The organism is Micromonospora sp. NPDC049274 (genome assembly GCF_040678875.1).
Taxonomy (GTDB): domain Bacteria; phylum Actinomycetota; class Actinomycetes; order Mycobacteriales; family Micromonosporaceae; genus Micromonospora.
Genome location: NZ_JBFAQS010000007.1, coordinates 1 through 22532, shown reverse-complemented (window position 1 = coordinate 22532; position 22532 = coordinate 1). Strand labels below are relative to the sequence as shown.

Genomic DNA, 22532 nt, shown 5'->3' with positions numbered 1-22532 from the left:
CGAGTACCGCGAGCAACGGTCAACTGGCAAGGTAGGGCGATGGCTTCGGGAGGGCGGATTCCATGAAGTTCCTTCTCACGTCGGGGGGCATCTGCAACCCGAGCATCTCCGACGCGCTCGTCGACCTGCTGGGCAAGCCGATCGCCGAGGCCAGCGCCCTGTTCGTCCCCACCGGGGTCTACCCCTTCCCCGGCGGAGGCGAGAAGGCGTGGAAGGCGATCCACGGCCACGCGCAGATCCCGCTGTCCCAGCTCGGTTGGAAATCCCTGGGGATGTTGGAGCTCACCGCGCTGCCGACCATTCGGAAGGAGAACTGGGTGTCGGCGGTCCGCGAGGCCGATGCGATCCTCGTCTGGGGCGGCGACGTGTTGTACCTGACCTACTGGCTGCGCCAGTCGGGCCTGGCCGACCTTCTGCCGTCGCTGACCGACACGGTTTATGTGGGGGTCAGCGCCGGGAGCATCGCGGTCACCGGATACAACTGCGACGCCGAATTCGACCTTGGATTCGTTCCTGACGGCAGCGACATGGCGCAGGACGCCGACCGGGCGCTGGGGCTTGTGGATTTCACGCTGTACCCCCACCTCAACCATCCGGACATGGAGGACACCGAGCTGTCCCACATCCAGAAGTGGGCGTCCACAATCCCGGTCCCGACCTACGCCATCGATGACAACACCGCCATCAAGGTGGTCGATGGCACCGTCGAGGTCATCTCGGAAGGCGACTGGAGACTGCTCAACCCCTGACCGCGGCATGCCCCGGAAGGAATGCGATGACGGAACGAGAGCTCCCCGCGCTGACCCGCGCCGAGCAGGAACTCGTGGACCGCTACCTGCGCATCATCGACCTGGTGGCCCGACTCAACCCGGCTCGGGACAGCGGTCACTTCGACGCACGGGGTTGCGTCCTCGCCGCGCAGGCGCTGGCGGCGGAGGCCAGGGCGATCGGCGTGGCCGCGGAGACCATGCTCGAACGCGGCGAGGACGAGCTGCACACCGCGACGCTGGCCCGGGCGATGCGCGCCCTGGACGGCGATCGCCGCATCGCGCGGCTGCGGCTGCCCGAGAACTGAACGTCGCACCGGGCGGCCGGGCCGGGGGCTGGCCTTCTCTTTCGATGTCGCGGGCGATTTCCTGGCGGCCCGAGGGTCGCAGAGCGTTACGACCCCGGTATGGATCGGAAACAGTGTCCGGCAAGCATCGGACGGGTGAGCGCATCGCCCATGATCGATACGCACTGCCCCTACTGCGCCATGCAGTGCGGGATCTCCCTGACGACCGGCGACGGGCCGCCTCGGCTGGCGCCCACCGAATTCCCGGTCAACAGGGGCGGTCTGTGCGCCAAGGGCTGGACGGCTGCCGACCTTCTCGACCACAGTGACCGGCTGCTGAGCCCGCTCGTCCGCAAGGATCCCGCCGACCGCACCAGCCCGTTGCGACCGGCGGGCTGGGACGAGGCCCTCGACCGTATCGTCGACGCCATCCGTACCAGCCAACACCGGTACGGCCGCGACAGCGTCGGGGCCTTCGGTGGCGGCGGGCTGACAAACGAGAAGGCGTACGCGCTGGGCAAGTTCGTCCGGGTGGCGCTGCGGTCGGCGTCGATCGACTACAACGGCCGGTTCTGCATGTCGTCCGCGGCGACCGCCTCCAACCGCTCCCTCGGGATCGACCGGGGCCTGCCGTTCCCCCTGGCCGACATCGCCCAGGCGCAGGCCGTGCTGCTGGTCGGCGCGAATCCGGCGGACGCGCTGCCGCCGTCCATGCAGTACTTCGACGCCGGTCGGGCCGCCGGCGCGCGGCACGTCGTCGTCGACCCCCGCCGGACGACCACCGCAGGGGGTGCTCATCTGCACCTGCAGCCGCTGCCCGGCACGGACCTCGCCCTGGCGAACGGGATGCTGCACGTCGCGATCCGCGAGGGCCTGGTCGACGAGACGTACGTGCGCGACCGTACGAGCGGGTTCGAAGCGGTCCGGGCCACCGTCGCGGCGTACTGGCCGGACCGGGTGGAGCGGATGACCGGCGTACCGGAACGGGACCTGCGAGAGACGGTACGGCTGCTGGCGACCGCGACGTCCGCGATGGTACTCACCGCTCGCGGCGCCGAGCAGCACAGCAACGGCACGGACACCGCGCAGGCGTACCTCAATCTCGCCCTCGCCCTGGGCCTTCCCGGACGGCCCTTCTCCGGCTACGGCACGATCACCGGGCAGGGCAACGGGCAGGGTGGCCGCGAGCACGGACAGAAAGCCGATCAACTGCCCGGCTACCGACGCCTGGACGACCCCGCGGCGCGCGCGCACGTCGCGGCAGTCTGGGGCATCGACCCGGACGAGCTGCCCCGACCGGGCCGGTCGGCGTGGGAGATGCTCGACCGGCTCGGGACCGACGGCGGGGTACGCGTGCTGCTCGTGCTCGCCAGCAACATCGCCGTGTCGGCCCCGCACACCAACCGGGTGATGGACCGGCTGCGGGCACTGGACCTACTTGTCGTCTCCGACATCTTCCTCTCCGAGACCGCAGCCGTGGCCGACGTGGTGCTGCCCACGGCTCAGTGGGCGGAGGAGGACGGCACGATGACGAATCTGGAGGGGCGCGTCATTCGCCGTAAGCGGGCCCTGTCGCCGCCGCCGCAGGTCCGCACCGACCTGCGGATGCTCGCCGACCTCGCCGGCCGGCTCGGGCGCGGTCGCTACTTCGACGACGATCCGCGTCGCGTCTTCGACGAGCTGCGCCGGGCCAGCGCCGGCGGGACGGCCGACTACGCCGGCATCACGTACGAGCGCATCGAGGCGGAGCAGGGGGTCTTCTGGCCGTGCCCGAGCGAGGACCATCCCGGTACGCCCCGGCTGTTCACCGACCGATTCCCGACCGCCGACGGGCGGGCGAGGTTCTTCCGGGTGGAGCACCGCGATCCGGCGGAACTGCCCGACGCCGACTACCCGTACGTGCTGACCACCGGCCGCAACATGCAGCAGTACCAGAGCGGCAACCAGACCCGCCGGGTCGGCGCCCTGACCATGGCGCTGCCGGACGCTCGGGCGGAGCTGCACCCGGACCTCGCCCGCCGGCACGGCATCGCCGACAACGACGTGGTGGAACTGCGCAGCAGACGCGGGCGGGCTCTCTTCCGGGCGCGCCTCACCAACGGCATCCGCCGCGACACCATCTTCGCACCGTTCCACTGGGCCGGCAGCTCCTCCGTGAACGCGCTCACCGACCCGACGCTGGACCGCCATTCGCGGATGCCGGCCTTCAAATCCTGCGCGGTGTCGATCGCGCGCGTGGGCGGCCCGGACGACACCGACCTGTTGACCAGCCAACCGCCCAATCCAGCATCTCTTTGAGCAAGGGAGCGTCGCTGTGCACACCACTCCCCGTTTCTTGCAAGGCGTCTACAGCTTCGAGGGCAAGGGCCTCGACCGGCCCGGCCTCGTCGACGGCACGCTCAGCTACGTGGTGCCGGGCGGCGTCGTCGCCCAGCCGGTCTACTTCCGGGGCGGCAATGCCAGTGACGAGCTGATCTGTGTCCTGCTCATGCGCGACGGCCAGCCGATGCGGTACTTCCCGATCGGTGCCAAGTCCGACGTCCACGTCCCGCTGCGGGTGGTCGAGGACCTCGACTCCGGCACCGGTATCGAGGTGCACGTGGCGGCGCCCGCCGGGGTGTCCGGCACCGTGATCGTCGACCTGGGGTTGGTCGAGGTCTGATGGACGCCGTCGACAAGCGCCGGCGCCTCGTCGTGGTGGGCAACGGGATGGCCGGCGCCCGCACGGTCGAGGAGATCCTCGAACGCGGCGGAGGCGACCAGTTCGCCATCACGATGTTCGGCGAGGAGCCGTACGGCAACTACAACCGCATCCTGCTCTCCAACGTGCTCTCCGGGGTCGACGACGAGGCGGGCATCTTCCTCAACGACATGTCGTGGTACGCCGAGAACGGCATCACCCTGCACGTCGGCACCCGGGTCACCCGCATCGACCGCTTCGCGCGACGGATCTACGCGGACGACGGCACCGAGACGCCGTACGACAAGCTGATCATCGCCACCGGCAGCCGGGCGTTCGTTCCGCCGATTCCCGGCATCCACCGCCCTGGGCGTGGCTACCACCAGGGAGTGTTCGCGTTTCGCACCATCGACGACACCCGCAACATGATTCGGTACGCCCGCGAGCACGAGCGCGCGGTGGTGATCGGCGGGGGTCTGCTCGGTCTGGAGGCCGCCCGCGGCCTGCAGAACCACCTGGCCCACGTGACACTGGTGCACGCCGCCGGCCATCTGATGAACGCTCAGCTGGACGCCCAGGCGGGCGCGATCCTGCGGCGCAGCATCGAGCGACTCGGCATCGAGGTCGTCCTCGGCGCGCACACCACCGAGGTGCTCGGCAAGCACGCCGTGACGGGGGTCAAGCTCAAGGACGGTCGGACCGTCGCCTGCGACGTCGTCGTCGTGGCCGCCGGCATCCGGGCGAACGCCGAGATGGCCGCGACCAGCGGGCTGCCGGTGGAGCGGGGCATCGTCGTCGACGACCAGATGCGCGTGCAGGACGAGGTCGACATCTACTCGGTCGGCGAGTGCGCCCAGCACCGCGGCGAGACGTACGGCCTGGTGGCTCCGCTGTGGGAACAGGCGCGGGTGCTCGCCGACCACATCACCGGGACGAACCCGAAAGCTGCGTACCACGGCTCTCGGCTGGCCACGAAGCTCAAGGTGGCGGGCGTGGACGTCGCCTCGATGGGCCTGAAGGAGGCCGAGCGCGACGACGACGAGACGGTCGTCTTCGCCGAGCCGCGCAAGGGCGTCTACAAGAGCATCATCATCCGCGACGACCGGCTCGTCGGCGCGACCCTCCTCGGCGACGTGCGGAAGGTCGCATTCCTCATGCAGGCCTTCGACCGTGGCCTCGCCCTGCCCAAGGAGCGGGTCGAGATGTTGTTCGACCTCGGCGCCCCGTCGGCGGAGGTGAGTGCCGCGGAGCTCGGCGACGACGTGCAGGTGTGCAACTGCAACGGCGTCACCAAGCGGGCGCTTGTCGGCACCGTGCAGGGCGGCGTGAAGACGCTCACCGGGGTCATGGACGCCACCCGTGCCGGCAAGGGCTGCGGGTCGTGCAAGGGGCTGGTCGCCCAGATCGTCGAGTGGGCCGCCGACGGCGAGGTCGAGGACGATCCGGCCGCGAGCTGGTACGTCCCCGGCGTGCCGATGCCCAAGGCGGAGCTGATGGCGGCGATCCGCGAACACGGCCTGAAATCCGTCTCCGCGGTGTTCGCCACCCTCGTGCCCGGCGGCGAGGAGGACGCGAAGAGCAAGATGGGCCTGGCCTCGCTGCTGCGGATGATGTGGGGCGACGAGTACGTCGACGAACGCGACGCCCGCTTCATCAACGACCGGGTGCACGCCAACATCCAGCGAGACGGCACCTTCTCGGTAGTCCCCCAGATCAAGGGCGGTGTGACCACACCGGCGCAGCTCAAGCGGATCGCCGAGGTGGCCGAGAAGTACTCGGTGCCACTGGTGAAGATCACCGGCGGCCAGCGCATCGATCTGCTCGGCATCCGCAAGGAGGACCTGCCGAGGGTGTGGGCGGACCTCGACATGCCGTCCGGGTACGCGTACGGCAAGAGCTTCCGCACCGTCAAGACCTGCGTCGGCTCCGACTTCTGCCGCTTCGGCGTCGGCGACTCCACAGCTCTCGGCATCGCGATCGAGGACCGGTTCAAGGCCATCGAGGGCCCCGGCAAGATGAAGCTCGCCGTCACCGGCTGCCCCCGCAACTGCGCCGAGGCGTACGTGAAGGATCTCGGTGTGGTCGCCATCGACGGCGGCAGGTGGGAGATCTACGTCGGCGGGGCCGCCGGCGCCCACGTACGCAAGGGGGACCTCCTCGCCGTCGTCGACTCCCCCGACGAGGTCATCACGCTGACCGGCCGGTTCCTGCAGTACTACCGGGAGAGCGCGAACTGGTTGGAGCGCACGTACGCGTGGGTGCCCCGGCTCGGCATCGACCACATCCGGGCGGTGGTCGTCGACGACAGCGACGGCATGGCGGCGCGGCTCGACGCGGCCATGGCTGCTTCCGTGGCCGCGTACCGGGATCCGTGGCTGGAACGGCGCGACCCGGTCACCCCGGGGCAGTTCCGCACCTCCCTGCCGCTGGCGGTCCTGCCTCAGGTGCCGGTCCGCGAAGCCGTACCGGTTGCTGTCCCGGGGCCGGTGGCGCCGTCGATCGGCTCCGCCGTGCCGGGCGGCGGCTCGGCCGGCAACGGGCACCGTGGCAACGGGCACAACGGGAACGGCGCCGGCCCAGCTTCCGCGAGGGGTGCGTGATGGCCAGGCTCATCGCCGTGGAACATCGGCTCGGGCCGGTCGACGAGATCCCCCTCGGGGAGGGGCGCGCGTACGCCGTCGGTGACGACATGATCGCGATCTTCCGGCTGCGCGACGGCAGTCTGCGCGCGGTGTCGGCGGTCTGCCCGCACGCCGGCGGGCCGCTCGCGGACGGCCTGGTGGACATGACTGTCGTCGTCTGCCCCCTGCATCAGAACACCTTCGAGTTGGCGACCGGATGTTCGACCACCGGACAGTCCCCACTCACCGTGTATCCGGTCCGTGCCGACGCCGACGGAAGCCTGGTGGTGGGTCTGCCGTCGGCGTGAGGAGCGAATCAGTCACGGTGTCGAGCGGACCGAGGACTCACCTGGGAGGAACCATGACCACGGCCGTGCCCGGCAGCATCGAGCAGGACCGGCGCAGCCTGACCCTTCGCGGCCACTGGATCGACGACTGGCGGCCCGAGGACCCCATCTTCTGGGAACGTCGGGGATCCCGCATCGCGCGGCGCAACCTGATCTTCTCCATCTACTCCGAACACATCGGCTTCTCCATCTGGACGATGTGGTCGGTACTTGTGCTGTTCCTCGGGCCGCGGTACGGCATCGATCCGGCAGGGAAATTCCTGCTCACCGCCGTGCCCGCACTTGTCGGGTCGATGCTGCGGATCCCGTACACCCTTGCCGTGGCCCGGTTCGGCGGCCGCAACTGGACGATCATCAGCGCGTCGCTGCTGCTGATCCCGAGCCTGCTCGGCGCCTTCCTGATCCGGCCCGGCGTCTCGTACTCGACGCTTGTGCTCATCGCCGCGCTGGCGGGCGTCGGCGGCGGGAACTTCGCCTCCTCGATGGCGAACATCAACGCGTACTACCCCGACCGACTCAAGGGTTGGGCGCTCGGCATCAACGCCGGCGGCGGCAACCTCGGCGTCGCGGCGGTCCAGCTCGTCGGCCTGTTCGTGCTGGCGGTCCTGGGGACGGCCAGCCCCGGTATCGTCGCCGGCATCTACCTGCCGGCGATCGTGCTTGCCGCGCTCGGTTCCGCGATGTACATGGACAACCTCAGCCATGCCCGCAACGAGAAACGGGCCATGCGCGACGTCACCCGCGAACCGCACACCTGGATCATGTCCCTGCTCTACATCGGCACGTTCGGATCGTTCATCGGCTTCGGGTTCGCCTTCGGCCAGGTGCTCCAGGTGCAGTTCGCCGACACCTTCGACACCCCGGTGAAGGCCGCGTACCTGACGTTCCTCGGACCGCTGCTCGGCTCGCTCATCCGGCCCGTGGGCGGTGTCCTCGCCGACCGGCTCGGCGGCGCCCGGGTCACCTTCGTGAACTTCGTGGCCATGGCGGCCGGCGCGTCGGTCGTCCTGCTCGCCTCCCAGCAACGTTCGCTGCCGCTGTACCTGGTCGGGTTCATCGCGCTGTTCGTGTTCAGTGGCATCGGCAACGGCTCGACGTACAAGATGATCCCGGCGATCTTCCGGGCCAGGTGCGGTGTGCGGCCGACCGTCGGCGGTGCGGCCGACCCGCACGACCGGGCGGCGGAGCACGAGGCGCGACGCCTCTCCGGCGCGCTCATCGGCGTCGCCGGCGCCGTCGGCGCGTTCGGCGGAGTCCTCGTCAATCTTGCCTTCCGGCAGTCTTTCCTGGCCTACAAGACCGCTGATGCGGCCTACATCGCCTTCATCGCCTTCTACGCGATCTGCTTCCTCATCACCTGGTTCGTGTACCTGCGCCCGTCGCCCGGGGGACTTGCGGGCGTCTGACAGCGGCCAGCCGGGCCCGGGTGTATGTGCTCGCGACGAGCGGCGGCAGGGCGGCGACGAGCACCAGCACGATCAGGTGGCACAACGGGAAGGCTGGGCCAGGGCGCGGCATGTCTCGCGGTCGTAGGGCAGGCCGGCGTCGCGGAAGGCCAGGGCGGCGTTGCCGTGGGTGGGGTCCCACAGGTCCAGATTGGCGGTGAGCGCGCTCAGGTATGCGCGCTGAACCGCGGTAAGGGGCCCGCCTGCGTACCCGGCGAAGAAGGTCCGCAGCAGCAGGCCCCAGTCCTGGTCGCAGGTGTGCGCGGTGGCAACCCCGGCGAGCCGCACGGCCGCTGGAAGCAGCGGGTCGGGCGCGGGAAGCCGGTCGATCGCGGCCGCCAGCAGGAAGAACCGCATCCGGGTGGGCAATTGGGGCGGCCGATTGGTGAACCAGTCGTCGGCGGCGGTCGGGTCGTCCAGCGCCGCGAGCAGTTCGGCCGTCGCAGCGGGGTCGCCGGCCAGGGCGGGGGCGAGGGCTGCGCAGGCGCGTACCCCCGGATGAGGATCTTGGAGATGACGGCGAGGCGCGATGCCGAGGTCACCGATGGCCAGGACCAGGGCCGCTCGCTCGTCCGGAGCGGCCGCCTCCGCCAACTGCTCCAAACGAGAGGCATCACCCCTACCGCAGGCGCCGATCGTGTACGCGGCCGCAGCTCGGACCTGTGGGGACGGATCGGACAACGCCGCGGTGGCCGTGGCCAGCAATGCCGGCACGATCTGTTGGCAACCGAGCACGGCCCGGAGGTAAAGGGCGTCCGGCAGCCGTTCGTCCTCCCAGATCGCCTCCTCGTCCCCGTCGCGGAGCACCTCTGCCAGAACAGCATTCACGTCGAAGTCCGGCTCGGACAGGCCCTCGGTCATGCGACCCGCCTCGGCCACCGCGGCCAGGAAGTTGAGCAATTCGGCACGCAGGCCGGGATCGGTCACCCGCGGGTCGGAGAGCAGCGCGGCCACCTCAAGGGCTGCCGGCGGGGTCGCGGTCCACGGTGTCCCCTGGTGGATGATCGCTGACCACAGGTGCTCGAGCGCCCTCGCGCGGGCAGCCGGGTCGTCGCCGGCGAGCGCCGCCAGGTGGCCAGGGGTGTCCACGGCGAGGCCGTAGGCGTGCAGCAGAGTGGCGTATTCGGTCACGCCACGAAGGTAACGAACCCAGCAGTGCTCTCGCGGCTCCTCGGGGGGTGGGTGGCCTGAGCCGCACCCGGCCCGGTTCTCTCGACTCCGGGCTGCCGCGGCTACGCCCCGGCGGGGTCAGAGGCGTACCGGCTCAACCTCCGGTGCCCTCGGCTTCCTGGTCGGGCGTGAGGGCGCCGCTGTCCTTGCCGGTGTCGAGATAGACATGTTGGTGACCGTGCCCCACGTCGATGTTGATCTGGTCGAGTTGGGTCGCGGCCACCGACCAGGTGGTGGCCGCGAGGGTCGCCTGCCGCGCCGCGAGGTCCGTCAGCGCCTTGCGATCGGCCGCCGGCGAGTTCGCGACCAGGGCGTACGTGTCCACCGCCACGGCAGCCTGATCGACAGCGCTGCGCAGGCCACCCCGGGCCACGTTCGTGGCGGTGGTGCCTGACGGCGGGTTGGCGAATGGTTCGGCGGCGGCGCGCACGGTCTGTTGCCACTGTCGGGCCTGACCCGGGTCAGGCGCCGGCCCGGTCGTGCCGCCAGCCCCGAGGGCGGCGAGGACGGGCGAGATCTGATCACTGGTCCGACGGGCCAGCGCGGTGAGATCGGCGATCTGCTGCAGGTCCCGCTTGATTTCCGCTCGACGCAGGTCGGCAATGCTCGCCTCGGTGGCATCCGGCCGCCCGATGCCGTAGCCGATGCCGCCGCCCAGCAGGCTCGCCGCCACGACGAGCCCCGCGCCCGCCGCGGCCAGACGAGTGATCCGCTGCCTGCGGCTGTCGGGAAGTGTCGACAGGTAGGAAGGCTTGCCTGTCCGGCGCGACATCGTGCCTCCTCGGATTCACAGGCGTCATTGGCGTGCAGCGTACCGACATGATGTCCAAGCCGTCGACAGAGCTGGTCCGGAGTTCGGCGTCGGCTCGCAGCGCCGCACGCCGAGGCCCCCGGACGGGCGCGAACCGCGCCGCGCTGATCCGTAACAGGCCCGAAACTACCGGTTGAATATCCTGGAAATTTCTGCCAGCCTGAAAGCCATCGATCAGTGTGAACGTTAACAAGATCCTTTCCTCTGGAGGCGCTGCACGCGACCGTCCGGCCCACTCACCACTCGGCTAGCCCCGCACCCGGCGCTTCCTCGAACGGCGACAAGGCTCTCCCACCGGAGGATCAGCATGATTTCCCGGAACCGTCTCACCCGGCACACTCGATTCCGAACCCCGGCTATTTCCGGAACGGCCGCGATAGTTGCGACTCCGGTCGTCGCACTGCTGCCCAATCTCGCCCGGGCCGCCGAGACGATCCTCGGCGGCGCCGCCCAGTCTGGCCGGTACTTCGGCGCCGCCGCTCCGGCGGCGACTACGGCCTTCCGCCGTACCGGCCGGGTCCGCTGACGCTGCAACGCTGACGATCGGACAACGTCGGGGCGGGCGGGTTCGGCAGACGACCGAGCCCGCCCGCCCCGCGCTCACCCACCACCAGGAGGTACCGACAGTGCGAGGACACGCCAACCACCCGCCGCCCTCGGGGAATGCCCATGCCGACCGGGTGTCCCCCCGTTTTCGGGGACGGCTTTTCAAGCTCGCCGCAGTCGGGATCGCCGCCGCGGTCGGGTTGTTCACCATGACGATGGCGACCGGGTCGGCGTCCGCCGCCGACAACCCGTACCAGCGGGGCCCGGACCCCACCCGGAGCAGCGTCACGGCCGTGAACGGCCCCTTCGCCAACACGTCGGTAAGCGTCCCGACCGGGTACGGCTTCAACGGTGGCCGGATCTACTACCCGACCGACACCAGCCAGGGTACGTTCGGGGCCATCGCGATCTCGCCGGGCTACACCGCGTTGTTCTCCGCCGAACTCGCTTGGATGGGACCGTGGCTGGCGTCGCACGGCTTCGTCGTGATCGGCATCGAGACCAACAGCCGCAACGACTTCGACACGGCCCGGGGCACCCAACTGCTCGCGGCGCTGGACTACCTGACGCAGCAGAGCCCCGTACGCGACCGGGTCGACCCCACCCGGCTGGCGGTCGCCGGTCACTCGATGGGCGGCGGTGGCGCGTTGAGCGCGGCAACCCGGCGCTCGTCGTTGAAGGCCGATGGTCTTCGCCGGGCAGGCGGACACGGTGGTCACCCCGTCCTACGCCACCGGCCTGTACAACAGCCTCCCGGCCACGACGGAGAGCGCCTACCTGGAGGTCGCTGGCGCGGACCACGGGTTCATGGTCGGACGGTCGAACCCGGTCCTGGTCCGGACCATGCTGCCGTTCGTCAAGATGTTCGTCGACAACGACGCCCGGTACAGCCAGTTCCTCTGCCCGCTGCTGGACTCCAGCGGCGTGGTCACCTACCGCAGCACCTGCCCCCTGCTGCCCTCCACGCCGACCACCCCGACGGCGACCCCCACCAACACGCCGACTCCCACCGCTTCGCCGACCGTCCCACCCACCTCCGCCAGCCAGATCGTCGGCACCCAGTCCGGCCGGTGCATCGACGTACCCAACGCCTCACGTAACAACGGCACCCGGGTAACGCTCTACGACTGCAACAGGCAGATCAACCAGGCCTGGACCTACACCGCGAACAAACAACTACAGGTGTACGGCACCATGTGCCTCGACGCCGCGGGCACCGGCAACGGCGCCGCAGTCCAGATCTACAGCTGCCACGGACAGACCAACCAACAATGGAACGTCAACTCCAACGGCACCATCAGCAGCGTTCAGTCCGGACGGTGCCTCGACGTCTGGAGCACCACCAACGGGGCCCAGATCCAGCTCTACGACTGCCACGGACAGACCAACCAACAATTCGGGCTCGCCTCCCTCGCGTGATGATCACGGCAAACGTCGCCCACGACCTGATCCGGGACCCGCGGACCGACGCGCCGCAGGGCCAGATCCACCGCACCTGAGACCGCTCGGACCGCACACGGGTGGGCTCGGCAGTACGCCGAGCCCACCCTCACCCCCCAGACACACCTGGCGTGTCGATCGAGCGCCGAACAGCACCCGTCGCCTCGATCGTCAGTCGAGGCCTTCGATGATGCGGAAGTCGCGCTCGACACCGTCGGCAAGTACGGCCAGCGCCTCCTGGTAGGCAGCACTCGCGTGTGCGGCGACCGCCTGTTCGAAGCTGTCGAACTCGATCAGGATGGTGCGCCCGGCGATTCCGGCGTCGTGCGCGACGACGCGACCGTCGCGGGCGAGCACCCGTCCGCCCCCGGCCTCGACGGCCGGACGGGCCAATTCGTTGTAGGCGGCCAGCTTCTCGGGGTCGAAAATGGTGCGGTAGGCGCTGACCCAGTAGCCCTTGGCCACGGTAACCTCCTGTGTTCGGAATCGATGCCCAGAAGTATGCTCAGCGGCGGCGGGCGAGGGCGAGGCTGACCACTGTCGTGATCGCCATCGCGGCGACGCCGACCAGCGCCGCGGTCGTGTAGGCGTCGTCGTTCGGGAAGAGGCGGCCCGTGGCGGTGCCGGCGGCCAGGACCAGACCGCCGACGGCGCTGCCCAGGGAGTACCCGACGCTGCGGACGACGTAGTTGAAGCTCATGGCGCTCGACGTCTCGCTCTTGCGGGTGACGGCCAGGATGACGCCGGGCATGGCGGCCGAGAAGCTGCCGACGCCGAAGCCCAGCACGCCCATGGCCGCGAGCAGTTCGGCCAGGTTGGACCGGGCGATGGCGAACAGGACGCACCCGCCGCCGACGATGACGGCGCTGCCGGCCAGGAGCAGAGGGCCGTCGATCCGCTCGCGGACCCGCGGCGTGAGCTTGCCGGCGACGAACCCCAGCACGGAGAACGGGATGAGGACCAGCCCCGCCACGAAGGTGGTCAGTCCGAAACCGTAGCCGGCGCCGTGCGGCGTCTGCGCGTAGCGGGTGATGAGTGTGAGCAGGAGATACATGCCGATCCCGCCGACGAACGTGGCGATGTTCGCCCCGGCGACCGCCGGGTGCCGCATCGCCCGCACGTCGACCAGGGGCGTCGTGGTTCGCAGTTCGGAAGCGGTCCAGACGCAGAGCAGGAGCACGGCGGCGACAGCAAGGGTCACCGCCACGGCGAGGTGCCGGCTCCACAGGCTGCTCTCGCCCGCCAGGAACAGGACGAGGAGCAGTCCACCCGCCAGAACGAGGGCACCGGCCACGTTCACGTGAGCGGAGCGGCCTTCGGGAGCTGCCGGCATGGAGCGCCAGGCGGCCACGAAGGCGACGGCGGTGACGAGCAGGCCGAGCCCGTACGCGGCCCGCAGTCCGCCGAACTCGGCGAGCAGCGCGGCCAGCGGGTAGCCGACGCCGGCTCCGATGATGGAGACCACCGAGATCAGGGCAATCGTGGGCGCGCTGCGCTCCTCGGGAAGATGGTCGCGGGCCACGCCCATCATCAGCGCCGTGAGACCGAGGCCGATGCCCTGGGCCGCCCGGCCCACGAGCAGCCACGCGAACGGCAGTGGCAACACGGTGAGCGCACTGCCGCCGACGACGATCGCCAGCGTGGCGAGAATCGTGGCCCGCCGGCGCGGACCGGCTCCGAGTCGACCGAGGACGGGTGTGGCGACGGCACCGCTGAGCAGGGCGATGGTCAGCGTCCACTGTGCGCTGTCGAGGGAGACGTGGAACGTGGTCGCCACGCTGGTGATGAGCGGCGTTCCGAGGCTGGCGACCGCCGCCACGACCAGTGCGACGAACATCAGGGCGGGGACCAGCAGACGTGCCTCGGAACGTATCGGGGCAGTGCTCAGGGGCTGGCCATCGGCCTGCGCCGCGGTCACCGGTCCGACTTCTCTCGGGCGTGGCTGTCGAGCTCCGCCAGATGCAGCAGCGCCGGAAGGGCCGCCGCCAGGGCCGCGACCTCGTCACCGGTGAGTTCGTCGATCAACCGCGCGTACGCGTTCACGCCCGCCTGGCGTCGCGTCCGGACGTACGACGCGCCGGCCTCCGTCAGGCACACAAGCGTGACCCGCTTGTCGGACGAATCACCCTTCCGCTCGACCAGCCCGGATTCCTCCATCACCCGGACCAGGACGGTCATCGCGGGCTGGGTGACGCCCTCGGCCACCGCCAGATCGGTGATCCGTCGCGGGCCGGTCTTGTCCAAGGTGGCCAGGGTGGCGGCGGACGTCAGGCTCATGTCGCGGGGAAGGCGTCGCACGGCCCTGGTGGCCAGACCGTAGAGGGCTGACCCGATGGCATCGGAAGCGCTGTGCGCGGCGTCTCGGCGACTCACGCCTGAAGCATAGCAGTTCTATATAAGTTCGTTATGCATGTTCCGATCAGGGTTCGGTGCGTAGTCCGCGCCCGCAGATTCGGGTCTGAGATGGTGCTCGTCCGAGGCCCAGGCGGGGTCAGGCGGCAAGTGTCTTGGCCGGCAGAGCAGCAGCCGCCGCGGGCCTGGCGTTGTTATCGGCATGAGGGATAGGTACACCCATGGACGCTGACCTCGATCGGGAGTTCAGCGACTTCGTCGCGGCCCGCTCGCACGCACTGTTCCGGACCGCGCTCGCCCTGACCGGGCACCGTCAGCAGGCCGAGGATCTACTCCAGACGGTACTGACCAAGGGCGCCCGGCACTGGGGCCGGATCCGCAGCGGAAACCCCGAGGCGTACCTGCGCACCGCGCTGTACCGCCAGCAGACGAGTTGGTGGCGCAGCCTCCGGCGGGGGCGCGAGGTGAGCACTGAACAGTTGCCGGAGGTCGCGGCGACGGCCGATGCCACCGCCACCGTCGACCTGAACCTGGCGCTCAGACAGGCGTTGGCGCAGCTCGCGCCCAAACACCGGGCGGTGCTTGTGCTGCGCTACTTCGAAGACCGGCCGGACAGCGAGATCGCGGAGATTCTGGGCTGCACCCAATCCACGGTACGCAGCCAGGCCGCACGGGCTCTCGCCCGGCTGCGCGAACTCTGTCCCAGGCTCGACATCCTCGCCACGAAGGAGGCGGCAGACCGATGAACCCGCACCTCACCACCGCGCTCCGGACCGCTTTCGAGGAACTGGCCGAGACCGCGCCCGCGCCGGTCGGGCTGGCCCAGGCCGCACTGGTCAGCGCCCGCCGGCAACGGGTCACCCGGCTGGCCGTCGGCGGTGGCTTCGCCGCGGCGATCTGCGCCGCCCTGATCGGCGTGGTCGCCGTCATCGCCCCGATCAGCGGTACGGCCGGCGACCAGTTCGCCGATAACGGGCTGAGGCCACTCGTGGTGACCGCGTACAGCGGCATCCGCGATCCGAAAATCGATGATCCGAGCCCGCACTTTCAGTACTCGCTCCTGCTGAACGCGAAGACCGGCCGGTACGACCGGGTGCCATACCGGTATGCCATGCCGTCCCCGGACGGCAGCCAGGTGCTGGTCGCGACGGGTGACAACAGTCCGCGCCATCCAACCCGGGCGGGCGTACTGGACCGGGCCAGCGGGAACGTACGGTGGATCGCCGACTCCGGCAGCACCGGCGGCGCCCGCTTTCCCGCCGATTCGAACGACGGACGCTGGTCGCCGGACGGGCAGCGCATACTCTTCACCCACATGCCGCGCACGGGTACGCCCGGCTTCGTGCTGGTGGATTCGGACACGCTCACGACAACGTTCGTCCCGCTGCCCGACCTGGCCGCGCAGAACGACCAGGCCACCGGCCTGATCTGGACGCCAGACAGTAAGGGGCTCGCGCTGACGCTCTCCACGTCTGTTGATGAGCCCACGGTGACCGGAATCCGCATCTACGACCTGGCTGGCAGAGTGGTGCGTACCGTTCCCGCCAGCGGCGGCCCGCTGGACGCCGTCAGCTTCTTCCCGGACGGCGGGCAACTGGCGCTGGCACCGTACTCCGATGGGGTGCGGCAGACCTCCGTCACGGTGGTCGATCCGGTCACCGGGGCGGTCCAGCACAGCTTCAAGGTGCCCCTTTCCGGCGGCCTGATCGGCTGGACGGACGATCGGCAGCTGCTGATCCGCGTCGTCCACGACGCGGGCGGGATACCGGCATCGGACCAGCCCGCCCCAGTCCTCGGACCAGGTGATGACGAGTACGACCGCCTGCTCGTGGTCGACCTGACCGGTCGGGTAACCCACTCGATGCACCTACCGGCCGAGTACGCAGACCACCTCTTCATCGGCTCCTCCGACGGGCTGCCGAGCAGCGCCGCGAAGATCACCTTTTAAGGCCCATCCCCCTGGAGCGGCCTCCTATGCACCCTCGCGTGATTGTGGTGGTCGCTGTCGCTGCCCCACCGGAGGTGCGGGACCCGGGAGTCCGTTGTTCAGAGCTTGGAGGATCAGATCGAGCCCGAACTCGAATTCCTCGTCCAGCGGACGGGGCAGGAGGTGCACGACCGAGGCCGTGGCGGGGTACCGATCGCCGCCTTTCCCCAGAAAGGTGTCCTCCAGTGTCGAACGGCTGACCGTCGCGTCGTCCTGCATCGCGAACCCCACCACGTAATGGGAGATCATCGCGACCGTGTTCACGGACATCAGAGGGGGAAACCCGGCCTGCAACAGCGCGGCCAGCATTCGTTCCCGGATGACCAGGCCGTTCGGCCCAAGCGGAAATTTGTTGGTGAACAGGTGCGCTGAGGCGTTGTGGCTCGACATGACCCGGTACGAGATTCTGGCGGAGTTGCGGCAGACCTCGTCCCAGTTCGCGTTCGTGCCGAGCTGGGCTCGGATCTGCCCGTCAGCTTCGCCAAGAAGGTGATCCATGACAAGCCCGAGCAGTTCAGAGCGGCCTTCGATATGACGATAGAGCGTCGCTGTGCTCGAGGAGAGACGCTTTGCCACAGCTCGGAAGGTGAGTGCGTCCGCGCCTTCCTCGTCGAGGACGCCGAGTGCCGCCTCGATGATGCGGGCGCGACCGACGGCGGGACGTCCTCGTGGCCGCTTTGGTTCTTCCCTGGCCGGCCCGTCCATTCGATCGCGTCTCCCATCACGAGTTCGAGGCCACGACCTTCGGGTCAGGACAGTACGAAGACGCTACACGCCTGGGGCCAGGAGAGGTGGATGCGGGCATTTGCCGGACTCAAGGGGCCGCTTGCAGACCGCGGCTCCGGCGTCGCGGCGCTCTGGCCTCGGCTGCCTCCGTACCGGTGCCTGGCCGGGCCGTTGATCCCCGCGCGCCCGGGTCGACGACGGCTACCCCAGCAGCGGAGTTCGAAATCGCAGGGGGATTCACTGGCCTGCTCGAGGATTTATGGATACGCTGTAGTCATTAATACTGACAGGAAATTCTCTCGACGCCAGCGGTTCACTCCGGCCGCGACCCCCGCGCAGCAGACCGACTCCCTACGCGAGGGGATCTACGTCACCTTCACCGCGCTCTCCGTGACTCTCGTCGTGGCCTCCCACCCCGGGACACCTCTTGCGGCGGCACTCGTTCTGCTCGCCACGACCACCGGGACCGTGGTCGCCGCACTCACCGCCGACGCGCTCTCACACCTGGCAGTACACGATCGGTTCTTGAACGGTCCGGAGCTGCGCCACGCGCTGCGGGCCTCGTTGGGCCCGTTGGTGACGGTCGTCGCTCCCTTTGTTCTGCTCGGCGCCTCTGCTCTCGGCGCCTGGCCCGTCACCCCCGCGTTGTGGGTTTCCGCAGCCGTTCTTCTCGCGACGCTCGTAACCGTCGCCGCCGTCGCGATACGCGGCATCAACGTGCCGTGGTGGCAGCGAACGCTGTTCCTCCTGGCCCTCGGTGTCGCCGGCCTGGTGGTCGTCTGGTTGCAGACACTCGCGCACGGATCGGCCGCCACGGCGGACACGGAGATGGCGATGCCTGATCCCGTCCCATTCGTTCTGACACAGGGCGATCCCGAGAAGGACGCCGTCTACAACCGGCTGCGGACAGGCTCGACCGGTGACCCCACCGACCTTCGCTCCTGCCTCATCGACGGCCTCGTCCCTCAACAGAAACGCCTATCGACCTGACCACTGAGCGAACTGGACGCTCTGGAGATCGCCATGACCGAACACGTGACCGTCGACAGCGGCACGATCGCCTGTCAGGCGCACGACCCTGGGCCGTTGGTCGTCCTCGCCCATCCCAGGTTCCGCTCCTGGGCCTGCAACCTCGCCCGTACAGCGCCGGATGTCGGCAACTCAAGGGACCACAGCGGACCGGCTGCCGGTCGTCACCCGCGAGTTCGTCGCGTCCGGCAGACATACCTCGACGACGTGGACCCGGTGCCCCAGCCGCGACGTGCTCGGCGAGCCATTGCAGTGCTTCCGCACCCCCACGGCGGCGCTGCACTGCTTACCGCCTTGACCTGTCCACACTCCCTCAGGACGCCTCACCCGGCGTCAGAAGTCGTCGTCGCCAAGTTCGCGCAGCGTGCCGTCCGGCATCATGCGGTAGCGGCGTGGCGGTTTCATGCTCTGCAGGATTTGTTCCATCCTGGCCTCGCGTTCCGCCTGTTCCCGGCCGCTCGGGTCGGCGACGCGGAAGCCGTGCAGGTGGATGTCGAACGGATCGATGTCGTCCGGGTCGGGACGACCCTCGATGGTGAAACCGAAAAGTGCGCGCAGGGCCTGCTCACCCAGATCCAGGGGGTGGAAGGGAAGAGGGTACGGATCCTCGGAGAACATCGGCTCGACCGGATGCTCGCCCGCCCAGTACGGCAGCTCGAAGTCGTACGGCTCGCCGATGTTCTCCCCGATGCCGGCATCCGGGGAGAGGCTCAGCGAACGGACGAGCTCGCCGTTCTCCCACACCGCGAAGCACAGCCAATCGGAGGCCGAGTGCATCCCGTGCATGATGATCCGCCGGCCCGCGCCGGCCCGGAGCAGCCTGGCCGGTAGCTGTGATGGGAGATCGCAGACGAGCCGAAGGTCGCAGAACAGTTCGGCGCCAGCAAGGACCGTCGCGTAGCTGGTGTCGTCCGGCGGATAACTGTGGTCACCGAGCGAGCCGTCGCCGATCGGTGTCACCTCGTAGCCGGGATGCAGCTCGCGCACGAGGTCGATGGCCCCCAGCGGATCCGACCGGACCGCTCCCCAGAGAGAAGGGCGCAAATCACCCTCGGTGAAAGCGAGCAGTGCGGTCTTCGCGCCCATCGATCTTCCGCCTCCAGCGTCAATGATCCACGCAGACTACGCGCGGACGTCCGTGGCAGCCCGCCGGAGGAAGCCTCGAGGACGTCAGGGTCCGCTGGTGCCCGTCAGTCTTCAGACTGTCGCGGCCACGTCCAAGCGGGAACCTCACGGATCGGATGCAGCTGGTCATCGCTCTTGGCGTGCGAGTTCTGCTGGGCCACGCGGGCGCCGAACTCGAGGTGTTCGCGCACCGCCGCGCGGAAAGCGTCGTCGTCCGGTAGGCCGGCTTCATCGATCGCTTCGAGATAGAGGGCGACGAACCGCTCCCGCTGCTCGTCGGTGATCTTCAGATGGCGATGGGCGTCAATGATGTACTGAAATCCCAGTCCGGTCGTGAACCTGTCGGGGCCGCCGAAGGACTCGGCGGTGAACCACGTGAGGTGTTCGACATGGTCCGGCTGGCGAGCGGGGAACACCGTGCGCAACACGGGGTCGTCCAGCACCTTGGTGTAGAAAAGTTCCTCCAGACGATGCAGCGCCTCGTCGCCGCCGGCAAATTCGTACAGAGTGGACATGGACTCGTCCTTCGTTGCCGGGACCGAGCGACAGGTGCGCTCCTGGAATCCGATCGCTGCGACCGTACCGCGTTGTGACGAGATCCCGAGGCGCCCCAGTCGGAGACCGGTGCGTCGACGGTGGCACCGACACACCTTTCGTCCTACCTTTGCCGAGGCTTTTGTCGGGATTGATGGAACTTCAAGCCCTGACACAAGATAGATGAGTTGAAATCCTTGACTCAGTGCCCGTGTTGCCGGTTAATCACATCTACATGTCGGCTGTGTTCACCCGCCCGGGCGGTCGACGACGTCGGCCGATCGTCGAATCGATTCGACTACAGCCGGCGCATATGCCTTGACTCGAAGTCACGAAGGCCATCGGGTAAGTCACAGGAGGTAACCGTGCATCATACGAACGTCCGCCGGGGCGGCCGATTGTCGACGTCGGCCAGAGGACTGGCCGCGACCGTGGCGCTCGCCCTGCCCCTGACGCTGGGTGGCCTGACCCTGGCGACCCCCGGGTCGGCCCTGGCCGCGCCCGTCGCGACCCGGAGTGTCTCGGCCGCCGGGCTTGACGGTGTGGCGGCCGGCAACGCCGCGATCGCCTCGGTCGATCTGAGCGGGACGTGGAACTTCACGCCCGCGGGTCGGGGGACGACCTCGATCGCGGTGCCCGGTGGCGGCTGGTACAAGCAGGGTTTCACCGACGTGAACGAGGCGGTGTACTCGCGCAGCATCACGGTTCCGGACTCGGGGCAGCCGCAGTCGACCTGGATCGAGTTCGGTGCCGTCAACCACCAGGCGACACTGTCGGTCGACGGCCGCGTGGTGGCGACCCAGACCACCGCGTTCACCCCGTCGAACTTCGACATCAGTAGCTACGCCGCACCGGGCACCACACACACGATCAGCGTGCAGGTGAAGGGCCGCGGTGCGTTGAAGTCGTCGGGCGGCAAGTACCTGGTCCCCATAGCGGCCGACTGGTCCGAGGCGATACCGCAGGGGATCTACCGGTCCGCGTCGCTGCGGGTGTACCCGGCGGTGTACGTCAGCGACGCGTTCGTCCGTACCTCGGTGGCGAACCGCACCCTCAGCTACGACGTGTCGGTGACCAACTCCTCGGCCACGACCAGAACGATCACCCTGGGCGGGTCGCTCACGTCCGACGGCGCGGGCTCTTTCAGCTACCCCCAGCTGCCGCAGCAGACCCTGACGGTGGCGGCCCGTTCGACGGCGAAGGTCACGGTGGGCCCGGTGGCGTGGGACCTCGGCGCCACCTCGTACTGGTGGCCCAACGTGCCGTACCGGTCCGGATACCGGGCCCAACTGCACCGCCTGGCGATCCACGCCACCGCTGACGACGGCCGCACCAGTGACGCCACGTACCGCTTCGGGTTCCGGGAGAGCACACAGAACGGCGAGTACTACTACCTCAACGGCGTGCGGGTGAACTTCCGTGGCGACAGCCTGCAGGGCGCCGACTACGACCGGGTCAACTACGGCGGCAAGGGCGACGCGTACGACACCCTGCCCGGCTTCCTGCCGCCGTCGTCCGGCAACGGCGGCTGGCCCCAGGCGGTGGACAACTACCAGCGTCTCAACTACAACGTGGTACGCATGCACATGGAACCGGCCAGCCCGTACATGCTCGACGTGGCCGACGAGATGGGCCTGATGGTCATCGACGAAACGGCCATCCGCAGTGGTTCCCAGGACTTCGTGTCCGGACGCGACAACATGGTGGCCCACGCTCGTGCGCTGACCCTGCGCGACCGCAACCACCCCGCGATCATCCGCTGGAGCCAGATCAACGAGCCCAGCTCCAACAACAACGACTCGCAGCAGTTCCAACAGGACCTTTACGCGGCGATGAACGGCAATGACGGCACCCGGCCGATCAGCATCGACGCCGGCCCGGGCGCGGACTCGCCCAGCCGGTACCCGGCCATGAACTACTCCAACTTCGCCATCTTCGCGCACTACCTGGACGGCGTCGGCCGGTACGGCGAGGCCCTGAATCGCAATTCCGGGCGTCCGGACGGCGAAGGCGAGTACATCTGGCCCGCCTGCAGCACCAAGCAGGGCTTCACATGGTTCGCCACCGCAACTGCTGCCAAGCGCGGCAAGGACGCCAGCGACCTGCGCCCGTACACGCTGCTGTCCGCCTGGGCCAGCGTGGTGCCGGGCGTGCGGTCCACCGACTTCACCCCGGAGGAGAACACTCGCCCGGTCTACGGCGTCGACAATCTGCCGGATCCGTGGAGCAACGCGCAGATCCAGCGGGTGCAGGCGGCGTTCAACCCGGTGGCCGCGGTCGATCTGCCGTACTGGTCGGCGTCCGGTAATTCGGACTCCAACGGCACCTTCCCGTTGCCGCAGGCGGTGCCCAGCTACGCGCGCAACGCCACGGTGACCCGCACCATCACCGTGTTCAACGACGACGTGACCAACACCTCGGTGGGCTTCACCTGGACGGCCCGGCTCGACAGCCCCACCGGCGCGGTCGTCGCGTCCGGCAACACCACCCTGACCGTCCCGCTCGGCTCACGGGTCACCCAACCGGTGTCCTTCACCGCCCCCGCCACCGGCAGCCGCGTCTACCTGCAGCTGTCGACCACGAAGTCCGGCAGCACGGTCTTCACCGACTCGGTCGAGTACCTCAACCTCGCCGGAGGCGGCGGAACCGGACCCGCAGCCGGCAC

Annotated in this window: 20 protein-coding genes; 12 read left to right on the top strand and 8 right to left on the bottom strand. The window is 69.1% G+C overall.

Annotated elements, in window-relative coordinates; all coding sequences use genetic code 11:
* The first annotated feature begins 62 nt into the window (after positions 1-62).
* From AB0K10_RS15145 to AB0K10_RS15115, 7 genes are all read left to right on the top strand, one after another.
* On the top strand, positions 63-749 hold the full coding sequence (locus AB0K10_RS15145; protein WP_363683684.1) for a Type 1 glutamine amidotransferase-like domain-containing protein: 687 nt from the start codon (positions 63-65) through the stop codon (positions 747-749).
* A 26-nt stretch (positions 750-775) separates the two neighbouring features.
* On the top strand, positions 776-1075 hold the full coding sequence (locus AB0K10_RS15140; protein WP_363683682.1) for a hypothetical protein: 300 nt from the start codon (positions 776-778) through the stop codon (positions 1073-1075).
* Between the two features lie 150 nt (positions 1076-1225).
* Positions 1226-3352, top strand: coding sequence for a molybdopterin oxidoreductase family protein (locus tag AB0K10_RS15135; protein WP_363684247.1), 2127 nt, complete (start codon positions 1226-1228; stop codon positions 3350-3352).
* 16 nt (positions 3353-3368) lie between these two features.
* Positions 3369-3716 (top strand): molybdopterin oxidoreductase, encoded by a 348-nt coding sequence (locus AB0K10_RS15130; RefSeq protein ID WP_196924121.1) that lies wholly within the window; start codon positions 3369-3371, stop codon positions 3714-3716.
* Positions 3716-6334, top strand: a complete 2619-nt coding sequence (gene nirB / locus AB0K10_RS15125) for a nitrite reductase large subunit NirB (RefSeq protein ID WP_363683680.1) — start codon at positions 3716-3718, stop codon at positions 6332-6334. Before AB0K10_RS15130 ends, nirB begins: the two co-directional genes overlap by 1 nt.
* Positions 6334-6663: a Rieske (2Fe-2S) protein gene (locus AB0K10_RS15120; RefSeq protein WP_363683678.1), complete on the top strand. Its 330-nt coding sequence runs from the start codon at positions 6334-6336 to the stop codon at positions 6661-6663. Before nirB ends, AB0K10_RS15120 begins: the two co-directional genes overlap by 1 nt.
* Before the next feature lie 53 nt (positions 6664-6716).
* Complete coding sequence (locus tag AB0K10_RS15115; protein WP_363683676.1) at positions 6717-8108, top strand: nitrate/nitrite transporter; 1392 nt, start codon at positions 6717-6719, stop codon at positions 8106-8108.
* A 72-nt stretch (positions 8109-8180) separates the two neighbouring features.
* On the opposite strand, the gene AB0K10_RS15110 is transcribed toward AB0K10_RS15115, so the two are convergent.
* Together AB0K10_RS15110 and AB0K10_RS15105 are read right to left on the bottom strand one after the other, a co-directional pair.
* A complete protein-coding gene (locus AB0K10_RS15110; RefSeq protein WP_363683674.1) occupies positions 8181-9278 on the bottom strand; it encodes a hypothetical protein in 1098 nt (365 codons plus the stop codon).
* Between the two features lie 133 nt (positions 9279-9411).
* Positions 9412-10089, bottom strand: a complete 678-nt coding sequence (locus AB0K10_RS15105) for a hypothetical protein (protein ID WP_363683672.1) — start codon at positions 10087-10089, stop codon at positions 9412-9414.
* Between the two features lie 1269 nt (positions 10090-11358).
* Between AB0K10_RS15105 and AB0K10_RS15100 the strand changes: the two genes are divergently transcribed.
* A complete protein-coding gene (locus AB0K10_RS15100; RefSeq protein ID WP_363683670.1) occupies positions 11359-12093 on the top strand; it encodes an RICIN domain-containing protein in 735 nt (244 codons plus the stop codon).
* 192 nt (positions 12094-12285) lie between these two features.
* On the opposite strand, the gene AB0K10_RS15095 is transcribed toward AB0K10_RS15100, so the two are convergent.
* The 3 genes from AB0K10_RS15095 to AB0K10_RS15085 all read right to left on the bottom strand — a co-directional run bounded on the left by AB0K10_RS15095 (position 12286) and on the right by AB0K10_RS15085 (position 14487).
* A complete protein-coding gene (locus AB0K10_RS15095) occupies positions 12286-12579 on the bottom strand; it encodes a DUF1330 domain-containing protein (RefSeq protein ID WP_363683668.1) in 294 nt (97 codons plus the stop codon).
* Between the two features lie 40 nt (positions 12580-12619).
* Positions 12620-13951 carry an MFS transporter gene (locus AB0K10_RS15090; protein WP_363683666.1) on the bottom strand — a complete coding sequence of 444 codons (1332 nt, stop codon included), beginning with the start codon at positions 13949-13951 and terminating at the stop codon, positions 12620-12622.
* A gap of 77 nt (positions 13952-14028) precedes the next feature.
* Entirely contained in the window at positions 14029-14487 is a 459-nt protein-coding gene (locus AB0K10_RS15085) for a MarR family transcriptional regulator (RefSeq protein ID WP_363683665.1), read from the bottom strand.
* A gap of 200 nt (positions 14488-14687) precedes the next feature.
* Between AB0K10_RS15085 and AB0K10_RS15080 the strand changes: the two genes are divergently transcribed.
* Both AB0K10_RS15080 and AB0K10_RS15075 read left to right on the top strand, forming a co-directional pair.
* A complete protein-coding gene (locus tag AB0K10_RS15080) occupies positions 14688-15212 on the top strand; it encodes a SigE family RNA polymerase sigma factor (RefSeq protein WP_363683663.1) in 525 nt (174 codons plus the stop codon).
* Positions 15209-16414, top strand: a complete 1206-nt coding sequence (locus AB0K10_RS15075) for a hypothetical protein (RefSeq protein WP_363683661.1) — start codon at positions 15209-15211, stop codon at positions 16412-16414. The genes AB0K10_RS15080 and AB0K10_RS15075 overlap by 4 nt, the downstream gene beginning before the upstream one ends.
* Positions 16415-16438: 24 nt before the next feature.
* Here the strand turns inward: AB0K10_RS15075 and AB0K10_RS15070 are convergent, their stop codons facing one another.
* A complete protein-coding gene (locus tag AB0K10_RS15070; RefSeq protein WP_363683659.1) occupies positions 16439-17158 on the bottom strand; it encodes a TetR/AcrR family transcriptional regulator in 720 nt (239 codons plus the stop codon).
* Positions 17159-17704: 546 nt separating this feature from the next.
* Between AB0K10_RS15070 and AB0K10_RS15065 the strand changes: the two genes are divergently transcribed.
* Positions 17705-18169 (top strand): hypothetical protein, encoded by a 465-nt coding sequence (locus AB0K10_RS15065; RefSeq protein ID WP_363683657.1) that lies wholly within the window; start codon positions 17705-17707, stop codon positions 18167-18169.
* A gap of 372 nt (positions 18170-18541) precedes the next feature.
* Here the strand turns inward: AB0K10_RS15065 and AB0K10_RS15060 are convergent, their stop codons facing one another.
* Both AB0K10_RS15060 and AB0K10_RS15055 read right to left on the bottom strand, forming a co-directional pair.
* Positions 18542-19294 (bottom strand): hypothetical protein, encoded by a 753-nt coding sequence (locus tag AB0K10_RS15060; RefSeq protein ID WP_363683655.1) that lies wholly within the window; start codon positions 19292-19294, stop codon positions 18542-18544.
* Between the two features lie 104 nt (positions 19295-19398).
* Entirely contained in the window at positions 19399-19848 is a 450-nt protein-coding gene (locus tag AB0K10_RS15055) for a group II truncated hemoglobin (RefSeq protein ID WP_363683653.1), read from the bottom strand.
* Positions 19849-20232: 384 nt separating this feature from the next.
* Between AB0K10_RS15055 and AB0K10_RS15050 the strand changes: the two genes are divergently transcribed.
* The coding region (locus tag AB0K10_RS15050; RefSeq protein WP_363683651.1) for a glycoside hydrolase family 2 TIM barrel-domain containing protein at positions 20233-22532 on the top strand (2300 nt) is incomplete at its 3' end.